This is a genomic window from Pararhizobium sp. LjRoot238, assembly GCF_964252955.1.
In the GTDB taxonomy this organism is placed as follows: domain Bacteria; phylum Pseudomonadota; class Alphaproteobacteria; order Rhizobiales; family Rhizobiaceae; genus Pararhizobium.
In genome coordinates this window covers 405,089-423,707 of the sequence record NZ_CAXUPP020000001.1, presented here as the reverse complement: position 1 = coordinate 423,707, position 18,619 = coordinate 405,089, and the positions used below count along the sequence as shown (strand labels likewise).

The following is an 18,619-nucleotide window of genomic DNA, read 5'->3' as shown; positions in this document are numbered from 1 at the left end:
GCCCCCAGCCGCTCCAAGTTCGGGTAAGCTGTCCTATTTCTAGCACCGCTCGTATGTCCTATACATTGAGCATCCTATTGTAAGCGCCTCTCCACTGGCGCTTGCCGCGATTAAAAATGCTTGAAGCCGGATTTGCGATGTCATCGACCGAGTTTCATCTTGTTACGGAATGGATCGTCGATTCATCGGTTGAAGATGTCTGGCGGGTGCTCAATACGCCTGAGACCTGGCCCGACTGGTGGCCGTCGGTGAAACAGGTCGATCTCTTGCGCGACGGCGACGAGGCGGGCATCGGTTCCGTCCGCAGGATGAGATGGTCCACCGCGCTGCCTTACGATTTGGTCTTTGAGATGCAAACTGTCAGGGTCGAACCGCTGAAGCTCATCGAGGGCCGGGCTTCCGGCGAGCTTGAGGGCATCGGCCGGTGGGCGTTGCAACCCGAAGGCTCCAAATGCCATCTGCGCTACGATTGGATCGTCAAGGTCACGAAGCCTTGGATGGTCAGATTCTCATTCATCCTGAAGCCGATCTTCCGCTGGAACCATAACGTCGTCATGGAGCGCGGCCGGCGCGGTCTCGTGCGGCACCTCGCCCGCGATAGATGAAAGAATGCCGCCTCGACTTTACACCTTGTTCTGATCAACGAACGGTCACTGTTTGGCTGAGCGCGCCAGCATGATCCAATTCAACCATGAACCGCTCTAAGCACGCTCCTCCCAGATCTTGGCCAGTTCGACGAGCGTCTTTACGGCTTTCTCCATGTCCTGCCGGCTGACCCATTCGAGCGGGGAATGAAAGGCATGACCGCCGGCGAAGATGTTGGGGCAGGGCAGGCCCATGAACGATAGCCGAGAACCATCGGTACCGCCGCGGATACTGCCGCGCAAAGGCTCCATGCCGGCGCGGCGGATTGCCTCGATGGCGTTTTCGACCAGCTGCGGATGACGGTCGAGTATGGCCTTCATGTTACGGTATTGCTGCTTGACCTCAAAGGTGTAGGACGAACCGGGATAGTCCGCCATCACGCCCTTGACGAGCGTCTCAAGCATGGCTTCCTTCACCGCGAGGCCATCATCGTTGAAGTCTCTGACAATGAAACTCAGGACCGCCTTTTCCATTGAGCCGGTGACGCCCGTCGGGTGAACGAAGCCGTCGCGGCCTGCGGTCGTCTCAGGTGCTGCGTCCTTCGGCAGCCGGCTGAGAATTGCGCCGGCGATCTTGGCGGCATTCTCCATCTTTCCTTGAGCGAAGCCGGGATGGATGGCGACGCCCTGAATCGTGATCTCGACGCCATCGGCCGAGAAGGTCTCATCCTCAATATGCCCGGCTGTTTCGCCGTCGACCGTATAGGCGAACTGAGCACCGAGCTTTTCGAGATCGGCCTTGTCGACGCCGCGGCCTATTTCCTCATCCGGTGTGAAGAGGATTTTGATTGTGCCACGCCGGATGTCCGGATTGTCGACCAGGAATTGCGCTGCTGTCATGATCTCGGCCAGGCCGGCCTTGTCGTCGGCGCCGAGCAGGGTCGTGCCATCCGTCGTGATGATATCGTTGCCGATCTGGTCGCGCAGCGCCGGATTATCGCTGACGCGAATGATCTGCTGCGGATCGCCTGAAAGCTGGATGTCGCCACCGGTGTAGTTCCGGACAATTTGCGGCTTGACGTTTGTTCCCGTGAAGTCGGGGGCCGTGTCCATGTGCGAGCAAAAGCAGATCACCGGTACAGGCTTGTCGACATTGGACGGAATGGTCGCATAGACGTAGCCATGCTCGTCGATATGCGCATCGGACAAGCCGATCGCCAGCAATTCTTGGACCAGCATGCGGCCGAGATTCTTCTGCTTCTCGGTCGAGGGCTGCGTCGACGACTTGGGATCGGATTGGGTATCGATCACGACATAGCGAAGGAAGCGATCGACAACGGTGTCCGTCATGGGCTCAGGTCCATTTTTCTTGTTCGTGACAAACGGCTATAGCCTTCGCCGGCGGTGCCGTGAATGGAATTTTCGCTTTGTCGAGGAAATTCGTAAGCGCAGGCCACAAGTTCACCACCACGCGCGCAAGCGGCTGTTCGGAAGTCGAAACTGCCATCGGCAGGCGGTTCCTCGTCAGGGGACGAGAACGGCCGCGCCGCTGACCCTGCCGGCCCGAAGGTCGGCAAGAGCGGAGTTGGCATTTTCGAGTGGATAGACGGTTGTGTGCGTGCGTACTCCGGCTTGCTTGGCGACCGCGAAAAATTCCCGTGCATCCTGACGCGTCAGGTTCGCCACGGAAACGAGTTCCCGCTCGCCCCAAAGCGCGGCGTAAGGCATGGCCGGGATGTCGCTCATGTGGATGCCTCCGCAGACCACGCGCCCGCCTTTGCGCACCGCCTTGAGCGCCAACGGCACGAGGCTGCCGACCGGCGCGAAGATGATCGCGGCGTCCAGGGGTTCCGGCGCCGGCTCATCCGAACCGCCGGCCCAGGCGACGCCAAGGTCGAGGGCGAAGCGCCTGGCCGTCGCATCATCGGGACGGGTAAATGCATAGACCTTCCTCTCCTGCCAGATGCAGACCTGGGCGATGATGTGTGCCGCCGCGCCGAAACCGTAGATGCCGATCTTTCGACCGTCACCGGCCCGCTTCAGTGAGCGCCAGCCTATAAGACCCGCGCAGAGCAATGGCGCCAGGGATACGGGATCGGCTTCAGGGTCGAGATCGAAAGCATAGTCTGCGTCCGCAACGGCATGCGTGGCGAAGCCGCCATCGCGGGTGTAGCCGGTGAACAAAGGGTCATCACAGAGATTTTCCGCGCTCGATCGGCAATAGGAACATGTCCCGCATGTATGGCCGAGCCAGGGGACGCCAACGCGGCGGCCGATTTTTACTGTGTCAACATCCTCGCCCACCGCCTCGACGATACCGACGATCTCATGACCCGGAATGAGCGGCAGCTTCGGTCGAGGCAGATCGCCATCAATCACGTGAAGGTCCGTGCGACAAACGGCGCAGGCTTCGATCCTCATTCGGATCTCACCGGCACGCGGCAGCGGAAGCGGCCGCTCGACCGCTAACAGCGGCCCGCCAAGTGCTTCAAGGACCATCGCTCGCATTGGCATGGGCCTTTCGTTGATATCGGTGGAGCCTGCCCGGAAGGAGCGATGGTCTTCCACCCGATATTGACTTCCTTGTACGCCGTTCTTTCGCTCCAAGCGAGATTTCTGGATGCGATCCGGCAGTCTTGATTTCGACTAAGCGGCGCCACGCGAGCATTCGACGCAATAAGGCGTAAAAGGCAGGGCTTCGAGCCGCTGTTCGCCAATTTCCGCCCCGCAAAGGACGCATCGGCCATAGGCGCCACTTTCTATACGACCAAGCGCAGATAAAATCGCCTTCAATTCTTCGCGGCCGCTCCGTTTCATACTCATGAGAACTTCGTCGTTCTCGGTTTCGATCGCCCGGTCGGCACTGTCGGCATCCAGTTTCTTGCCCAGGTCGCTTTCAATCGCTGCCAGCCGCCGCTCAATGCCGCGACGGCGATCTTCGAGACCTCTTTTGATCTCTGCAATATTCATTTTTGTTCTCACTCAATTTCGGTCGACTTGAGGCCTGCAACACCTTCTGCATGCGATGGCTGCGACCGCCCAATCACCATTCTAGCATATGTACCGACGGGAGTTGCTCATTGACGTGGATCAAAAAATGCGCACGTCGTTCTTAAATGGCAACGCGCTCATCCTCTGTCATGGCCTCATCCTGGTCATTCGTTGCGACCAACAGAGCGGAGTATCTTGAATTGCGTTTCTTCGTCCTGCTGGCCGAGTGCAGCCATCAGGTCTCGCATCGTGCGTCGCAGGCTGTGAAGCTGATCGACAAGTTCCATGACAAGGTCCACACCCGCCTCGTTGACGCCCATGTCGCGGGTCATCTCGATGATCAGCCGGCCGCGTGCGAAATCCGCATCGCGAAATTGCGGTTCGGGGCCCGTCTTATCGGGAACAAGCCAGCCCTGTTCAATCCACACAGAAAGCACTTGCACGTCAATCTTCAGCTTCAGGCAAAATTCAAGCTCGTTCATGGTGCCACCCCCATGCTCTTTCTCGGATTCTGTCTGCTTGCCTCGGACCACTCCTTCATGAAGGCGGTGAGACGCGGATCGGGATTGTCGGGCAAAACGATCTTCAGGGTGACAAAGAGATCGCCCCGGCCGTCGCCCCGCTTCGGCACGCCTTTACCCTTCAGACGCAGGATCTTGCCGCTGTTGGAATGCGGGGGCACCGTCAGCGTCACTGGACCGGTGGGGGTCGGAGCACGGATTTTAGCGCCGAGCACCGCTTCGCTCAGCGAAAGTGGCAGATCCAGGCGAATGTCGTCGCCGTCGCGCTGGAAGAAACGATGCGGTCGCACGTGAACCTCGATGAAAGCATCGCCCGCAGGCCCGCCGCCAATTCCCGGCTCTCCCTTGCCGCTGAGACGCAACGTCTGTCCATCGCGTGTACCCGCAGGGATTTGGACGTCAAGGGCGGCGCCATCAGGCAGTCTCACCTGGGTTTTGGCGCCGTTTACGGCATCGAGAAAATCGGCCGCCATCGAGAAATAACGATCTTGCCCCCTCGAATGGAACTGACCATCGCGCGTGCGGCGGGAAAAGAAAGCGGAAAAAGGATCTTCCGTCTCGCCAAAATCGGCAAAGCCGGCGCTGTTATGATAAGGACCGCCAGGGCCGCTCGCCGACGCATAGTCACGGTAATAATTGCGCGGTGCCTGCTCTGCACCCGACATATCGATCTCGCCGCGGTCAAATCGAGCACGTTTCTGCTCGTCGCTCAGAAGCTCATAGGCGATGGAGATTTCCTTGAAGCGCTCCTCCGCCGGGCTGTCGCCGGGATTGAGGTCGGGGTGGTGTTTCTTCGCGAGCTTGCGGAAGGCGCTTTGGATATCCTTTTGTGTGGCGTCCCGCTTCACGCCCAAAATGTAGTAAGGGTCGCGGCTCATCAACGTCTCCATGAAATACCGTTGCCGGGGCACGAGCCAATATAGGCTTTGCCCGCCTTGGATGCTAATCCGAACTTGAGCGTGCAAGTCTATGTAAAAAACGAAGGCGCGTGGTGACTTGAGGGAGACATCGATGGCCAGGCGTTCGTATCTTGCATCGTCCCGCTTCTAGATTAGGAATATTGTCCTTCGAGTGTCAGAGCAAAAACCGTGGGCGGAAAGCGAATTTTGGTAACGGAATCAAATATGTAGTGACAGACTACCACTAACTTCGTTAGTGTCGGCCCCTTCAGGGGGGCATTCCATGGGGGCGCCTTCAGCCGGCCCCTTCCTTGCCGGGAAGGCGACCCCTTGCGGCACCTATGCCGCTGTCAGTTCCCTCACTCGCCGGAGTGATGGAGGCTTGAAATCGAGCCCTTTTGCAACAGCGCATCGCTCTTGGTCATCAAGCACTTGAGAGATCGCGCGATCAATACGGCCGTTAAAATGAAAGGCGGCCGCCTGCAGCTATCTCTCTTGCGTCTTGCGTGTAACGCTCCTTTTCAGGCTGCGTTAGCGCCCCAATCAAATTCTCAATCTCCGGCCATTTCCATTCACGTTCAACGGCGTTTAGAACCCGCCATGCGACCCCTCGATTAAGAATTTGCCCACGTCCCCGCAACAACCTTTCCCACAATATCGTCGCCTTCTTCGAACTGCTGGTCGGAGGATTCCTGATCTTCATCGGAATCGGCAACGATACACAGCTTCGCGGCAAGTGGCGGGAAATGACGCAGGAACGTGTTCCTGGCATTTCCTCGGCGTATTCCATGAATAGTGTCTTGGCTTCTTCGCCGCCTGCTCCAATATCGTCGATAAACTTGCGTGGGTTGACTGTCATGGTTGACACTTCTGCTTCGAGAGAAGAGCCAAAGCTATCGCTATGCGCTCTTGCTCACAAGTCTCGCCGCGTCCAACAACAAATCGCGCACCCAATCGCTCAGGGTCGCCTTGCCTGCACGATTTGCTGCATCGGTCAGTTTTTCCATCTCGTCGTTATTTGGTGATCGCGCGGGCGTCGGAAACGCGTTGGTTTGGAATCGTTTGTTCCCCATTTGTGGGGACCTTCCGCCGACATCGCCTATCAGGAAGCTATCGACGCCGAGAAACGCGCTTGTGAAATCCGTCTTTGCGCCACGTCAATGCAAGCGCACCCAATAAAGGCACATAGCGAGAATGTGGTGGCATCCGCGACGACGATGGACTTCTGTCTTCGCGACGCTAACGTCTTCGGAAAGTTCAGTATCTGATAGTAAGGCCAGATGCAGCTTTCTCCCTCAGATCTTTCGTCTCAGCAAATTGCTCGTTAGGGGCATAGAGAATGAATTGTACGGTGCCTTTATCCTTAATCGAGGTGACATAGAACTCATATGTGAAGGGAATATCATATACGATTGCCTCCGCAACAATGTGCACCCAATCGTGATCGTTGATGGTTTTCGTATCATTGACCAATACCTTGATTGGTTTAAGCCCGGCAGCCTCCTGTATTTGTTGAACAACCGCCTTACGCGTGGTGTCTGCGGACATGGCTATCCTCTCTGTGACAAAGCCTCCATACAGAGCGACTTTCTTCGCTTGGAATCCAATCTCGAAACTTCCACCTAGCTTCGCGCGGCTCCAATCACTTTCACGTAGACATACGACAACAGGAAGAACGTTGGAGGACACAGGGGAGCAATCCACAGCGGGTTCCTTGGACCTGTCCGCGCGATCGACCGAGGGCGAGCTTGCGCCGGCCTCCTTGAGGAAAGACCATGTGCCGTCGCTGTCGAGAATTACCGTACGTCCCTCTATCTCAGTTCGCCCCACTTCGGCGGCAATCGCCCCCGTCGAGAAGAGCCCCATCAGTAGCCCCATCACGAGCTTCATAGTATCCCTCCCGCCGACAAAGTCAGCGCTGCCGAAGCTGCCCAAAAAATTATCACTCTTTTCCCAAACAGTCGATCCGCCCCGGTGGTCATCGGTGGTCATCGCCTTATGCCCGCCCACGCGAATAGCGCGCGGAACTTGGTTGCGGCGGCAACCTGTGCAGCATCGATCTTGTTTCGGGAGGCGAGCATCGTGATCGCGCTTTCGCGGATATTCACGACCGCGTTGATGCGCTTGGGATTGGTGGGGTCGCCAGCATGGGCCCGGCTGTAGAACGGGTTGTCCACGGTGACGGCGCGCAGGGCGAGGCGCGGATCGGCGGTGGGCTTTCGTTTCGAGGGCGCGGGCATGGCGCGAAGGATGCCAGATCGGAGGGGGAACGTCACCATGGCCTTTTTCTGGTGCATTTTCATGTCTTTACGGCGGGCTCTATGTGCCATTCATGTGCCACGGAGTTGCCGTCACCATGTAGGAGCCGTTGTAATTATTGGGAAATTCGTGGCAGGTTGTGCAATACCAAATCCCGCTATTGCAGGAAAGTGTGGCGCCCGTAACGTATTGTTTTTCTTTGCGAAAAGCTTGGCTGGGGAACCTGGATTCGAACCAGGACTAACGGAGTCAGAGTCCGTGGGTCTACCGTTAACCTATTCCCCAACGCTGCGTGAGCGATCGTGCCGCCCAGCCGGTGAGGCGGGCTTATAAACAAAAGATCGGCGGATGCAAATAGATTTTGGGAAAAAATGTCGTTTGCCCGCGCAAAATCCGCAGGAGGGCGATCCATGGGATGACGCCGGAATTTAGGCATTCGGGCGTGGCATAAAAAGAATTTGGCGAAAGCGGGCGGCACTGGTAGAGTCCGCCCAACGAAAATCAAGAGAGCGTCTTGAGCGGCTATCGTTCCGCGCGGCGCAATGGACAGACACGTGAGAGACCCCGACAGCGGCGAACAGCCGTCCGTTTCCGGGGCGTCGGCAGCAGGCCGCAACGAGGGGCAGACACCGTCCCGTTCCGGCAAAGGCAAGCGCAGACGGGGAAAACCGTCGCGCATGGCCTCTGCGAATGCCAGTTCTTCCGGCCATTCCGGAGAAACAGGGCGTCCCGAAGTGAAAGATGCGACCGGGGAGCCGGTGCGCAAACGCAAACGCAGGCGCCGTTCCAAATCCGGGCAGATTGAGCAGGCGACTGCCGTTGGTGTGGCGCGTGATGCCTCCTCCGTGAAGCACGCGGCGGTCCCTGGCCCCGATCATTCCGGCCGAAAGCGCAGTAAGAAACACCGGCAGCGTCGCAGCCTGCAGGGGCGTCCCCTTGCGACCGGCGAGAAGGCGCGGCCGGTTGCCGACGCCGCAGCCAGGCCGCAGCCGCATAACCCGGCGTCCGTCGCGCGGGTGGACGAGCGGCCGGTATTTTCCCAGAAAGGGCCGGAGGATCGCCTTGGCAACGGCCTGGCCTCTTCCCACGGCTTTGATTCGGCCTCGCCGCTCTATGCAGCGCTCGATCTCGGCACCAACAATTGCCGCCTGTTGATCGCGCAGCCGACGCGTCCCGGCCAGTTCCGCGTCGTCGATGCCTTCTCACGCATCGTGCGGCTCGGCGAGGGGCTCGGCGCGTCGGGCCGCCTGTCGGAGGACGCCATGGATCGCTCGATCGAGGCGCTGAAGGTCTGCGCCGGCAAGTTGAAGTCCCGCGAGATCCGCAAGACCCGGCTCATCGCCACCGAGGCGACCCGCGCTGCCGAAAACGGCGAGGCTTTTCTCGAACGGGTGTTTGCAGAAACCGGATTGGAACTCGAGATCATCACGCGCGAGACCGAGGCGCGGCTTGCCGTGTCCGGCTGCTCGTCGCTGGTCGGGCGCGAGACGAAATCGGTGGTGCTGTTCGATATCGGCGGCGGCTCGTCGGAAATCGCCGTCATCAGGATCGGCGAGAACCGCTCCAGCCGGCTTGCAAATCACATCACCCATTGGACATCGCTGCCGGTCGGCGTCGTGACGCTCTCGGAGCGTCATGGCGGCCAGCATGTCACGCCGGAAAGTTTCGAGACGATGGTCGTCGAAGTTCAGGGCATGCTCGCCAAGTTCGACTGCCCGGAAATCCACACGCTCGACAATCCCGGTGACGAAAACGGCTTCCACCTGATCGGCACCTCGGGAACGGTGACGACGCTTGCCGGCGTCCATCTCGAATTGCCGCGTTACGACCGCCGCAAGGTGGATGGGTTGTGGCTGTCGGACGATGAGGTCTCGGCGATGCAGGCACGCCTGCTCTCATGGGATTTCACGGCGCGCGCCGCCAATCCCTGCATCGGGCCGGATCGCGCCGATCTGGTGCTCGCCGGCTGTGCCATTCTCGAAGCCATTCGCCGCCGCTGGCCGTCGGAGCGCATGCGCGTTGCCGATCGCGGCCTGCGCGAAGGCCTGCTCACCGACATGATGGCCGATGACGGCGTCTGGCGGCGCGGCCGCGCCCGCAGGTCCGCACGCGGCCCGCACGGTTCCCACGAAGGAAATACGCAATGACCAAACCCCCGATCGGCGGAAACCGCACCGGGCGCAAGCTTGGCCAGAAGGTCAAGAAGGGTAAGTTGAAGGCGTCCTCGCGGCGCTGGATCGAGCGGCACATCAACGATCCCTATGTGCAGCGGGCGCAGCTCGAAGGCTATCGCGCCCGCGCGGCCTTCAAGCTCCTGGAGATCGACGAGAAGCACAAGATTTTGTCCGGTGCGCGGCGGATCATAGATCTCGGAGCTGCGCCCGGAAGCTGGTCGCAGATCGCCGCCAACGTCACGCGCTCGACGGATGTCGAGCCGAGGGTGGTCGCCATCGACTTTCTGGCGATGGATCCGCTGCCGGGCGTCCATATTTTCCAGCTCGATTTTCTCGATCCGACGGCGCCGGACCAGATCATGGACGCGCTCGGCGGCACGCCGGATCTGGTGCTCTCCGACATGGCCGCACCAACGACGGGCCACCGCCAGACCGACCATATCCGCACGATGCACCTCTGTGAGGTCGCTGCCCATTTCGCCATTGATGTACTGGCGCCCGGCGGCCATTTTCTCGCGAAGACCTTCCAGGGCGGAACCGAGCGCGAGCTTCTCAACCTCTTGAAGCAGAATTTCAAGCAGGTGATCCATGTGAAGCCTGCATCGTCGCGGGCCGAATCGGTCGAAATGTTCCTGCTCGCCAAGGGCTTCAAGGGACGCCAGGCGGAGGCCGGCTCGCCGGAGGAGGACATGTCGGAAGTCAGCGATCTCGACGACGCACCGGCGGAGTGATTGCATGCTGCTCTACGTGACCATCGGCACCAATGATCTCGCCGCCGCCGGGCGTTTCTACGATGCGGTGTTGCCGCTTCTCCGTTATCGCCGCCAGCGCGAGGCGGAAAACGAGATCGGTTACGGCGCCGATGGGGACGTGCGCTGCCGCTTCTGGGTGGTGAACCCCTTCGACGGGCGGCCCGCGACCTATGGCAACGGCGTTACCATCGCCTTCGAGGCGCCGACGCGAGCGGCTGTCGATGCCTTCCATGCCGCGGCCCTCGCCGCCGGCGGCACGGATGAGGGCGCCCCGGGCTTGCGGTCTTTCCACGCCAATTTCTACGCGGCCTTCGCCCGTGACCTCGACGGCAACAAGATCGTCGCCGTCTGCGAACGGCCGGAATAGGCCTTCCATAACTATTTGACGGCAATCGTCTCCGCCTGCGGCTCCTGCCGCATCCGGTGACCGGAGACCGAGGCCCCCGCCGTCTTCGACATGCCGATCAGCGGAACGACCGCCGACAGCGTGATCGCCGAGATCAGCATGAAGGCGGTCTGGAAATCGCCAAGTTCCAGCGTCGATCCCGTCAGCGTGGTCTCGATTTCGAGAATGGCGCCCGCGACGGCAACGCCGAAGGCAAGGCTCATCTGCTGCAATACCGCGCTCATCGCGGTCGCTTTGCTGGCGTCGGAATCCGCGATGTCGGCAAAGGCAAGCGCGTTGACGCTGGTGAAGAAGAACGAGCGGGCAAATCCGGCAAGCAGCAGGATGAACGCCATCACCGGATAGGGTGTTGCCGGCGTGAAAAAGCCGTTGACGAAGGTCAGCGCCGCGCCGGTGGCACAGGCAAAGATCAGTATCGTCCGGAAGCCTGCGAAGATCAGCACGCGCCTGGCGAAGAATTTGGTCGTCAGCGCGCCCACTGCGCCGACGAACGTGATCATGCCCGATTGGAACGGCGTCAGCCCGAAGCCGACCTGCAGCATCAGCGGCATCAGGAAGGGAACGGCGCCGACCGAGATGCGAAACAGCGTGCCGCTGATGGCGGCCGTGCGGAAGGCACTGTCCTTGAACAGGTTGAGATCGAGCAGCGGCGCCGGATGCTGCCGTGCATGGCGGACATAGAGGGAGCCGCAGGTAAGGCCGATCACGACGGCGGCAGCGCCGATCTGCGGCGGCAGCGCCGGCAGGCTCATCACCGACAGGCCGAACATTGTGCCCGAAGCGGCAATGGCGCTGAGGAAAAAGCCCTTGATGTCGATCTGCGGCGGCGCGGCACTTTTGATTTCCGGCAAGTAGATGCCGGACAGGATGTGGCCGACGATGCCGACGGGCACGTTGATGAGAAAGATCCAGTGCCAGGAAAAATAGGTGGTGATGAAACCGCCGAGCGGCGGTCCGGCCAGGGGCCCGACGAGCGCGGGGATCGTGAGCAGCGCCATGGCGCCGACCAATTCGCTGCGCTGCGTCGAGCGCACCAGCACGAGGCGCGCCACCGGCGTCATCATCGCGCCGCCCATGCCCTGCAGGAAACGGGCAAGCACGAAGGTGAGCAGGCTATTGGCAAAGGCGCAGAAGATCGAACCGAGGATGAAGACGAGGATGGCGGCGCGAAACACCCGCTTGGCGCCGAACCGGTCGGCCATCCAGCCGCTCAAGGGAATGAAGATCGCCAGCGACACCAGGTAGGATGTCAGCGCCAGCTTCAGCGTGATCGGCCCGACGCCGAGGTCATGGGCGATCGCGGGCAGCGAGGTCGCAATCACGGTGGAGTCCATCTGCTCCATGAACAGAGCGACGGCGAGGATCATCGGGACAATGCGATTCATGCGGGATGCCCTTGCGCGGTATGGCGTAGCGAAGGCAACATAGGACTTTTCAGGCAAAAGTCGTGTTGCCGCGCTCAACTTGCGATCACATCCGTGTGTGTCCTGCCGCCATTTGATGTCAAGACGCTAGATGTTGCCTTGCCGGAGGGATGCAACTGCGCTGGCCACCGACCGGCTGCCCTTCGTCGGTTACCACATGCCGTTCCCCTCGGTCGGTTTCATCGAAAAGATCGACCAGGGTTATCGCTTCGTGCCGGAGACCTATCAGTTCGAGATATGAGCCGCCGCCGACCCCGCATTACACAGGAATCTTGGCAGGCCCGGCGTTTTCGCCGGGCCTTTGCACTTTCCATCCCGTCATATCCGTGTTACGAGCCCTCGCCAACTTCCAAGAAACTCTTGCAAGTCTTTCCGGACCGTTTCCCAAGACCGTCCGCGGAGCGTTTCATCTATTGAAGGGATTGGCCATGGCTCGCATCATTGAAACGGCAACCGGTCTGGAGGCACTGACCTTCGACGACGTGCTCCTTCAACCGGGACATTCCGAGGTCATGCCGGGGCAAACGAACATCGCCACCCGCATCGCCCAGGACATCGATCTCAACCTTCCGATCCTGTCCTCCGCCATGGATACCGTCACCGAAGGCCGCCTGGCGATCGCCATGGCACAGGCTGGCGGCATCGGCGTCATTCACCGCAATCTGACGCCGGTCGAGCAGGCCGAGCAGGTTCGCCAGGTCAAGAAGTTCGAAAGCGGCATGGTCGTCAATCCGGTGACGATCGGCCCCGACGCCACGCTTGCCGATGCGCTCTCGCTGATGAAGATGTACAGCATCTCTGGCATCCCGGTCGTTGAAAACGCAAGCGGCGGCAAGCCCGGCCGTCTCGTTGGCATTTTGACCAATCGCGACGTCCGCTTCGCGTCGGACCCGACGCAGAAGATCTACGAACTGATGACCCGGGAAAACCTGATCACGGTCAAGGAGAACGTCGACCAGCAGGAAGCCAAGCGCCTTCTGCATGCGCATCGCATCGAAAAGCTGCTGGTCGTGGACAGCGGCGGGCGTTGCGTCGGCCTGATCACGGTCAAGGACATCGAGAAGTCGCAGCTCAATCCGAATGCTTCCAAGGATGCGCAGGGCCGCCTGCGCGCCGCAGCCGCCATCAGCGTCGGTGACGATGGCGTCGAACGGGCCGAGCGGCTGATCGAAGCCGGTGTCGACCTGATCGTCGTCGATACCGCGCATGGCCATTCGCAGCGCGTTCTTGACGCGGTGACCAAGGTCAAGACGATGTCGAATTCGGTGCGCATCATGGCCGGAAACGTCGCCACCGCCGATGGCACAAAGGCGCTCATCGATGCCGGTGCGGATGCGGTCAAGGTCGGTATCGGCCCGGGCTCGATCTGCACCACCCGTATCGTCGCCGGTGTCGGCGTGCCGCAACTCGCGGCCATCATGGCAGCGGTCGAAGCGGCCCAGGCGTCCGATATTCCGGTCATTGCCGATGGCGGCATCAAGTTCTCCGGCGATCTGGCGAAGGCCATAGCCGCTGGCGCCTCCGCCTGCATGATCGGCTCGCTGCTTGCCGGTACGGACGAAAGCCCGGGCGAGGTATTCCTCTATCAGGGCCGTTCCTTCAAGGCCTATCGCGGCATGGGCTCCGTCGGTGCCATGGCGCGGGGCTCGGCTGACCGCTATTTCCAGGCGGAAGTGCGCGACACGCTGAAGCTGGTGCCGGAAGGCATCGAAGGCCAAGTGCCGTACAAGGGCCCGGTTTCCGGCGTGCTGCACCAGTTGGCCGGTGGTCTCAAGGCTTCGATGGGTTACGTCGGCGGCAAGACGATCAAGGACTTCCAGGAGCGCGCTACCTTCGTGCGCATCTCCGGCGCCGGCCTGCGCGAAAGCCATGCCCATGACGTGACGATCACCCGCGAAAGCCCGAACTATCCCGGCGGCGCTTGAGGATAGCGCGTGATGGTTCAAATTGAAAAAGCGGCGGAGATGTCTTCGCCGCTTTTTCTTTCATGGCTGGGCTTCCAGCGACCGTAACCATAGGGGCGACTTCGTCATTCGCAAAAGAGGTGTCAAGCAAGGCGCTTGAGACGAGGCGATCGGTCTTGTTCTGGATTTTCGTCCCGCTCGCTATACATCATCGATGGTTCGATTCGACGGAGTGCCCATGCCCACATCGACTGCAATCTTCTGGCCGGTCATCGCGCAGGTCGCACTTATCCACGCCGTCTATTTTCTCATGCTGAAGCGTCGTTACCGTGCCGTCCGCGCCGGTCTCGCCAAGGCGCAAGACTACTGGGTGCCGGCGATCGAGCCGGCGCCAAGCGCGACGGCCGCGCGAAGCCTGATCAACCAGTTCGAACTGCCGGTCCTTTTCTTCCTCGTCTGCATCCTGCTCTATGTGGCCGCCGGCGTGAACCATGTGGTGCTCGCCGCCGCCTGGCTCTTTGTCCTCAGCCGCTTCGCGCATGCCTATGTGCACGTGACCTCGAACCGGCTCAAGCTGCGCCAGCGCCTCTTCGGTGCGGGTTTCGTCTTCAATTTCGTGCTATGGTTGCTCTTTGCCGTTCATATCGCCCGCGTTTGAAGCGCTTGCCCTGTCATATTCTGTTGCATTGCGTGCTGCCGGAAGCTGAACTATCATCCCGCTCCGGCTGCAGGAATAGCACGCCGTCCATACCCCAAGTCCTTGAATTGAATCGAACATCGTCCTTCTCAACGCTTTTCCGCCTTACCAAAACGTAATCTTCTTGCGTGGAACCTTATAGCCATCTGGCCGTTGTCGCTTCGCACTCGCAGCATTTGAAGGGAAGCATCCGGTGAGCAGCATACCGACAGAGAAGACCGTGCTGGTATTTCAGGGCGGCGGTGCTCTCGGCGCCTATCAGGCCGGGGCCTATGAGGCACTGCACGAGGCGGGGATCCGACCCGATTGGCTTGCCGGCATCTCCATCGGCTCAATCAATTCGGCGATCATCGCCGGAAGCCCGGTAAACCGCCGCATCGAAAATCTGCGCACCTTCTGGCACCGCGTTTCCTCCGGTCTTCCCGGCCATTTTCTTGGAAATGGCGATGTGATGCGGAAGTGGTTCAACGAATCCGCCGCCTTTCTCGGCTCGCTGACCGGCGTGCCCGGCTTCTTCAAGCCGCGGGTTTTCAGACCCTGGAACATTCCGGGCGATCCGATGGCGGCCATCAGCCTCTACGACACTGCGCCGCTCCAGGAGACGCTTGCCGATCTCGTCGATTTCGACCTGATCAATTCCGGCGCCATTCGCCTCAGCCTCGGTGCCGTCGATGTGGTGAGCGGCAACTTCAACTATTTCGACAACAACCACTGCGCCTTTTCGGCCAAGCATGTGGCTGCGTCAGGCGCACTGCCGCCGGGCTTCGCTCCGGTCGAGATCGACGGCCGCTACTACTGGGATGGCGGCATCGTTTCCAACACGCCGCTTCAGCGCATCCTCGGGGGCCCCGAATTGGAAAGCGACCTTTGCATCTTCCAGGTCGATTTGTTCAGCGCAAGAGGCCAGATGCCGAAGGATCTTTTCGACGTGCAGGCGCGCGAGAAGGAAATCCGTTTTTCGAGCCGCACGCGCCTCAATACGGACCAGTTCCGCAAGCTGCAGAGCATCCGCATGGCCGCCAGCCGGCTGATGGCAAAACTACCGGAGGAGTTGAAGGACGATCCCGACGCGCGGCTTCTGGAAAAGATCGGCAATGATTGCGCCGTCACCATGGTGCACCTGATCTATCGCCATGCGCCCTATGAAACCCAATCCAAGGACTACGAATTTTCCCGCCTCTCCGTGGAAGAGCACTGGAAGGCCGGCCATGACGATGTGGTGGAGACGCTGAACCACCCGGATTGGCAGAACCGGACCCGCCCTACCAACGGAATCCGTGTCTTTGACCTCGCCGAACAGCGGTCGCACAGGAGCAAACCATGAAGATCGAAGATGTGGTCCGCAATGCCTTTGCCATGCCGCTGACCAGCCCGTCCTATCCGCCGGGTCCCTACCGCTTCGTCAATCGCGAATACATGATCATTACCTACCGCACCGATCCGGAGGCTTTGCGGCGCGTCGTGCCGGAGCCGCTGCAGTTCGATGAACCGCTGGTGAAATACGAGTTCATCCGCATGCCGGATTCGACGGGCTTCGGCGACTACACCGAATCCGGCCAGGTCATCCCGGTGAGTTTCAATGGCGTGCATGGCGGTTATGTCCACTCCATGTACCTCAACGACGACGCGCCGATCGCCGGCGGCCGCGAGATCTGGGGTTTTCCGAAGAAGCTCGCGGAACCCTCGCTGGCATCGGTGAAGGATGCACTGGTCGGCACGCTCGATTATGGCGGCCAGCGGGTCGCGACGGCGACGATGGGCTTCAAGCACCGCACGCTCGACAAGGCGAAAGTTCTTGAGACGCTCAAGCAGCCGAATTTCATGCTGAAGATCATGCCACATGTCGATTGCACGCCGCGCATCTGCGAGCTTGTTCGTTACTACCTCGAGGATCTGACCGTGAAGGGCGCCTGGGAAGGGCCGGGTGCGCTGGCGCTGTTTCCGCATGCGCTGGCGCCGGTCGCCGATCTGCCGGTGCTCGAAGTCAAATCCGCCGTCCATATCCTCTCCGACCTGACGCTGGGCCTCGGCGAAGTGGTCCATGATTATCTTGCAAAATAGGGAGTTAAATCCATGAAACTCAAGGACAAGGTCTGCATCGTCACCGGCTCTGCCAGCGGCATCGGCCTGGCGATCGCCAAAAAGTACGTCTCGGAAGGCGCCAAGGTGGTCATCGCCGACCTGAAGCTCGAGGCGGCGGAAGCGACCGCCAAGGACCTGACGGCTGCCGGCCCCGGCGAAGCGATCGGCCTTGCGATGGACGTCACCAGCGAGGAGGCTGTCAATTCAGGCGTCGCCGCCGTCATCGAAAAATGGGGCGGGGTGGATGTCCTCGTCTCCAATGCCGGCATCCAGATCGTCAACAGGATCGAGGACTACGCGTTTTCGGACTGGAAGAAGATGCTGGCTATCCATCTCGACGGCGCGTTCCTGACCACCAAGGCCTGCATCCCGCACATGAAGGCGCAAAAGGGCGGTGCGATCATCTATATGGGTTCGGTCCATTCGCACGAGGCCTCGCCGCTGAAATCGGCCTATGTCACCGCCAAGCACGGCCTGCTCGGCCTCGCCCGCGTCGTCGCCAAGGAGGGCGGGCCGGACGGGGTGCGCGCCAACGTCATCTGCCCCGGCTTCGTCAAGACGCCGCTCGTCGAGAAGCAGATCCCTGAACAGTCCAAGGCGCTCGGCATCTCCGAGGAAGAGGTCGTCAAGAAGATGATGCTCGGCGGCACGGTCGATACGCAATTCACCACCGTCGAGGATGTCGCGGAAGTGGCACTGCTGTTCGCCGGCTTCGAGACGAATGCGCTCACCGGCCAGTCGCTCGTCGTCAGCCACGGCTGGTATATGCAATAAATTCTTCTCTCGATCCGGCCGTAAGCAATCACGGCCGGATCACGTTTGCGTCAAGTTAACGGGTAAACCGTTGCCTCTGTCGGCCGGTGCGGCATTTTCTTGTTCGGGTTCTGGTCATTTCAGGACACAACCTTCGCAAGAGATTTCGATGAAACGCCTGCCCCAAACCTGATCGGCGGCTGTCATCTGGAGGAACAATCATGGAAACACCCGTCATCACCCAGGCGATGATCAACGCCTATGACGAATACACGCATCTGACGCTTGATCGCCGGTCCTTCATGCAGAAGCTGACGGCGCTGACTGGCTCGGCAGCGAGTGCGGCGGCGATCGCTCCGCTGCTGGCTGCCAATAGCGCTCAGGCCGAAATGATCCCGGAAGCGGACCCGCGCGTGAATGCGGAGGATATCACCTATCGCGGCACCCGCGGCGACATGAAGGGCTATCTCGTGCGCCCGGCCGATGCATCAGGCAAACTGCCCGCGGTCATCGTCATTCACGAAAACCGCGGCCTCAATCCGCATATCCGCGATGTCGCCCGCCGCATGGCGCTGGAGGGCTTCGTGGCGCTGGCGCCCGATTTCCTCTCGCCTGCGGGCGGTACGCCTGCCGACGAGGACAGGGCCCGCGAAATGATCAGCGCGTTGGATGGCAGGCAAACGGTCGACAATGCCGTGGCGACCGTGACCTTCCTCCGAAGCAACGACGCCACGACCGGCAAGGCAGGCGCGATCGGCTTTTGCTGGGGCGGCGGTTTGGTCAACCAGCTGGCCGTCGCATCGCCGGACCTGAAAGCCGGCGTCGCCTATTACGGCGCCCAGCCGCCGGCCAAGGATGTGCCGAAGATCAAGGCCGCGCTGCTCCTGCACTATGCTGGCCTCGACGATCGCATCAATGCTGGCATCGACGCCTACAAGAAGGCCCTGACCGACAACGGTAAGGATTTCACCATCCATGTCTATGATGGCGTCAACCATGCCTTCAACAACGACACCTCCGCTGCCCGCTATGACAAGAAGGCGGCCGATCTCGCCTGGGGCCGGACGGTGGATTTTTTGAAGGCGAAGCTGGCTTAAGAATTGGCCAGCAATGGCGCCGCGGCCTCGGAGACGACCCTTCGCCAAGGCCTGCTGGTCGCTGCCGCGTCCGCTT

19 protein-coding genes, 1 tRNA gene and 1 pseudogene are annotated in these 18,619 nt (G+C 60.5%); 11 read left to right on the top strand and 10 right to left on the bottom strand.

Annotated elements, in window-relative coordinates; genetic code table 11:
- Nucleotides 1-137 precede the first annotated feature (137 nt).
- On the top strand, nt 138-605 hold the full coding sequence (locus ACSQ3F_RS02230) for an SRPBCC family protein (protein WP_436098723.1): 468 nt from the start codon (nt 138-140) through the stop codon (nt 603-605).
- Nucleotides 606-701: 96 nt separating this feature from the next.
- Here the strand turns inward: ACSQ3F_RS02230 and pepT are convergent, their stop codons facing one another.
- The 9 genes from pepT to ACSQ3F_RS02185 all read right to left on the bottom strand — a co-directional run bounded on the left by pepT (nt 702) and on the right by ACSQ3F_RS02185 (nt 7,539).
- The gene (gene pepT, locus ACSQ3F_RS02225; protein WP_436098722.1) at nt 702-1,934 is read right to left on the bottom strand and encodes a peptidase T; all 1,233 of its coding nucleotides are present in this window, start codon (nt 1,932-1,934) and stop codon (nt 702-704) included.
- A gap of 174 nt (nt 1,935-2,108) precedes the next feature.
- A complete protein-coding gene (locus ACSQ3F_RS02220) occupies nt 2,109-3,092 on the bottom strand; it encodes a zinc-dependent alcohol dehydrogenase family protein (RefSeq protein WP_436102013.1) in 984 nt (327 codons plus the stop codon).
- A gap of 138 nt (nt 3,093-3,230) precedes the next feature.
- The gene (locus ACSQ3F_RS02215) at nt 3,231-3,554 is read right to left on the bottom strand and encodes a TraR/DksA family transcriptional regulator (RefSeq protein ID WP_436098721.1); all 324 of its coding nucleotides are present in this window, start codon (nt 3,552-3,554) and stop codon (nt 3,231-3,233) included.
- Between the two features lie 185 nt (nt 3,555-3,739).
- Entirely contained in the window at nt 3,740-4,057 is a 318-nt protein-coding gene (locus ACSQ3F_RS02210) for a chaperone modulator CbpM (RefSeq protein ID WP_436098720.1), read from the bottom strand.
- A complete protein-coding gene (locus tag ACSQ3F_RS02205) occupies nt 4,054-4,974 on the bottom strand; it encodes a DnaJ C-terminal domain-containing protein (RefSeq protein WP_436098719.1) in 921 nt (306 codons plus the stop codon). The genes ACSQ3F_RS02210 and ACSQ3F_RS02205 overlap by 4 nt, the downstream gene beginning before the upstream one ends.
- 481 nt (nt 4,975-5,455) lie before the next feature.
- Nucleotides 5,456-5,854, bottom strand: coding sequence for a hypothetical protein (locus ACSQ3F_RS02200; RefSeq protein WP_436098718.1), 399 nt, complete (start codon nt 5,852-5,854; stop codon nt 5,456-5,458).
- A 398-nt stretch (nt 5,855-6,252) separates the two neighbouring features.
- Nucleotides 6,253-6,987 (bottom strand): hypothetical protein, encoded by a 735-nt coding sequence (locus ACSQ3F_RS02195; protein WP_436098717.1) that lies wholly within the window; start codon nt 6,985-6,987, stop codon nt 6,253-6,255.
- A complete protein-coding gene (locus ACSQ3F_RS02190; RefSeq protein ID WP_436098716.1) occupies nt 6,984-7,292 on the bottom strand; it encodes a hypothetical protein in 309 nt (102 codons plus the stop codon). Before ACSQ3F_RS02190 ends, ACSQ3F_RS02195 begins: the two co-directional genes overlap by 4 nt.
- Before the next feature lie 173 nt (nt 7,293-7,465).
- Nucleotides 7,466-7,539: transfer RNA gene (locus tag ACSQ3F_RS02185), tRNA-Gln, on the bottom strand.
- Between the two features lie 269 nt (nt 7,540-7,808).
- Between ACSQ3F_RS02185 and ACSQ3F_RS02180 the strand changes: the two genes are divergently transcribed.
- From ACSQ3F_RS02180 to ACSQ3F_RS02170, 3 genes are read left to right on the top strand one after another with little or no spacing between them, the layout of a single operon-like run.
- Complete coding sequence (locus tag ACSQ3F_RS02180; protein ID WP_436098715.1) at nt 7,809-9,401, top strand: Ppx/GppA phosphatase family protein; 1,593 nt, start codon at nt 7,809-7,811, stop codon at nt 9,399-9,401.
- A complete protein-coding gene (locus ACSQ3F_RS02175) occupies nt 9,398-10,159 on the top strand; it encodes an RlmE family RNA methyltransferase (RefSeq protein ID WP_436098714.1) in 762 nt (253 codons plus the stop codon). The genes ACSQ3F_RS02180 and ACSQ3F_RS02175 overlap by 4 nt, the downstream gene beginning before the upstream one ends.
- Before the next feature lie 4 nt (nt 10,160-10,163).
- A complete protein-coding gene (locus ACSQ3F_RS02170; RefSeq protein ID WP_436098713.1) occupies nt 10,164-10,547 on the top strand; it encodes a VOC family protein in 384 nt (127 codons plus the stop codon).
- 11 nt (nt 10,548-10,558) lie between these two features.
- Here the strand turns inward: ACSQ3F_RS02170 and ACSQ3F_RS02165 are convergent, their stop codons facing one another.
- Nucleotides 10,559-11,971, bottom strand: a complete 1,413-nt coding sequence (locus ACSQ3F_RS02165) for a DHA2 family efflux MFS transporter permease subunit (RefSeq protein ID WP_436098712.1) — start codon at nt 11,969-11,971, stop codon at nt 10,559-10,561.
- A 160-nt stretch (nt 11,972-12,131) separates the two neighbouring features.
- On the opposite strand from ACSQ3F_RS02165, the pseudogene ACSQ3F_RS02160 reads away from it, so the two are divergent.
- The 7 genes and pseudogenes from ACSQ3F_RS02160 to ACSQ3F_RS02130 form a co-directional block, all read left to right on the top strand.
- Nucleotides 12,132-12,251: pseudogene (locus ACSQ3F_RS02160) on the top strand (MBL fold metallo-hydrolase); the annotation flags it as partial.
- Between the two features lie 187 nt (nt 12,252-12,438).
- The gene (gene guaB / locus ACSQ3F_RS02155; RefSeq protein ID WP_436098711.1) at nt 12,439-13,935 is read left to right on the top strand and encodes an IMP dehydrogenase; all 1,497 of its coding nucleotides are present in this window, start codon (nt 12,439-12,441) and stop codon (nt 13,933-13,935) included.
- A gap of 217 nt (nt 13,936-14,152) precedes the next feature.
- Nucleotides 14,153-14,572: an MAPEG family protein gene (locus ACSQ3F_RS02150; RefSeq protein ID WP_436098710.1), complete on the top strand. Its 420-nt coding sequence runs from the start codon at nt 14,153-14,155 to the stop codon at nt 14,570-14,572.
- 232 nt (nt 14,573-14,804) lie between these two features.
- Nucleotides 14,805-15,935 (top strand): DUF3734 domain-containing protein, encoded by a 1,131-nt coding sequence (locus ACSQ3F_RS02145; RefSeq protein ID WP_436098709.1) that lies wholly within the window; start codon nt 14,805-14,807, stop codon nt 15,933-15,935.
- The gene (locus tag ACSQ3F_RS02140) at nt 15,932-16,672 is read left to right on the top strand and encodes an acetoacetate decarboxylase (RefSeq protein ID WP_436098708.1); all 741 of its coding nucleotides are present in this window, start codon (nt 15,932-15,934) and stop codon (nt 16,670-16,672) included. Before ACSQ3F_RS02145 ends, ACSQ3F_RS02140 begins: the two co-directional genes overlap by 4 nt.
- Nucleotides 16,673-16,684: 12 nt before the next feature.
- On the top strand, nt 16,685-17,467 hold the full coding sequence (locus ACSQ3F_RS02135; RefSeq protein ID WP_436098707.1) for a 3-hydroxybutyrate dehydrogenase: 783 nt from the start codon (nt 16,685-16,687) through the stop codon (nt 17,465-17,467).
- Nucleotides 17,468-17,667: 200 nt separating this feature from the next.
- Complete coding sequence (locus ACSQ3F_RS02130; RefSeq protein WP_436098706.1) at nt 17,668-18,543, top strand: dienelactone hydrolase family protein; 876 nt, start codon at nt 17,668-17,670, stop codon at nt 18,541-18,543.
- The last annotated feature ends 76 nt before the right edge of the window (nt 18,544-18,619 follow it).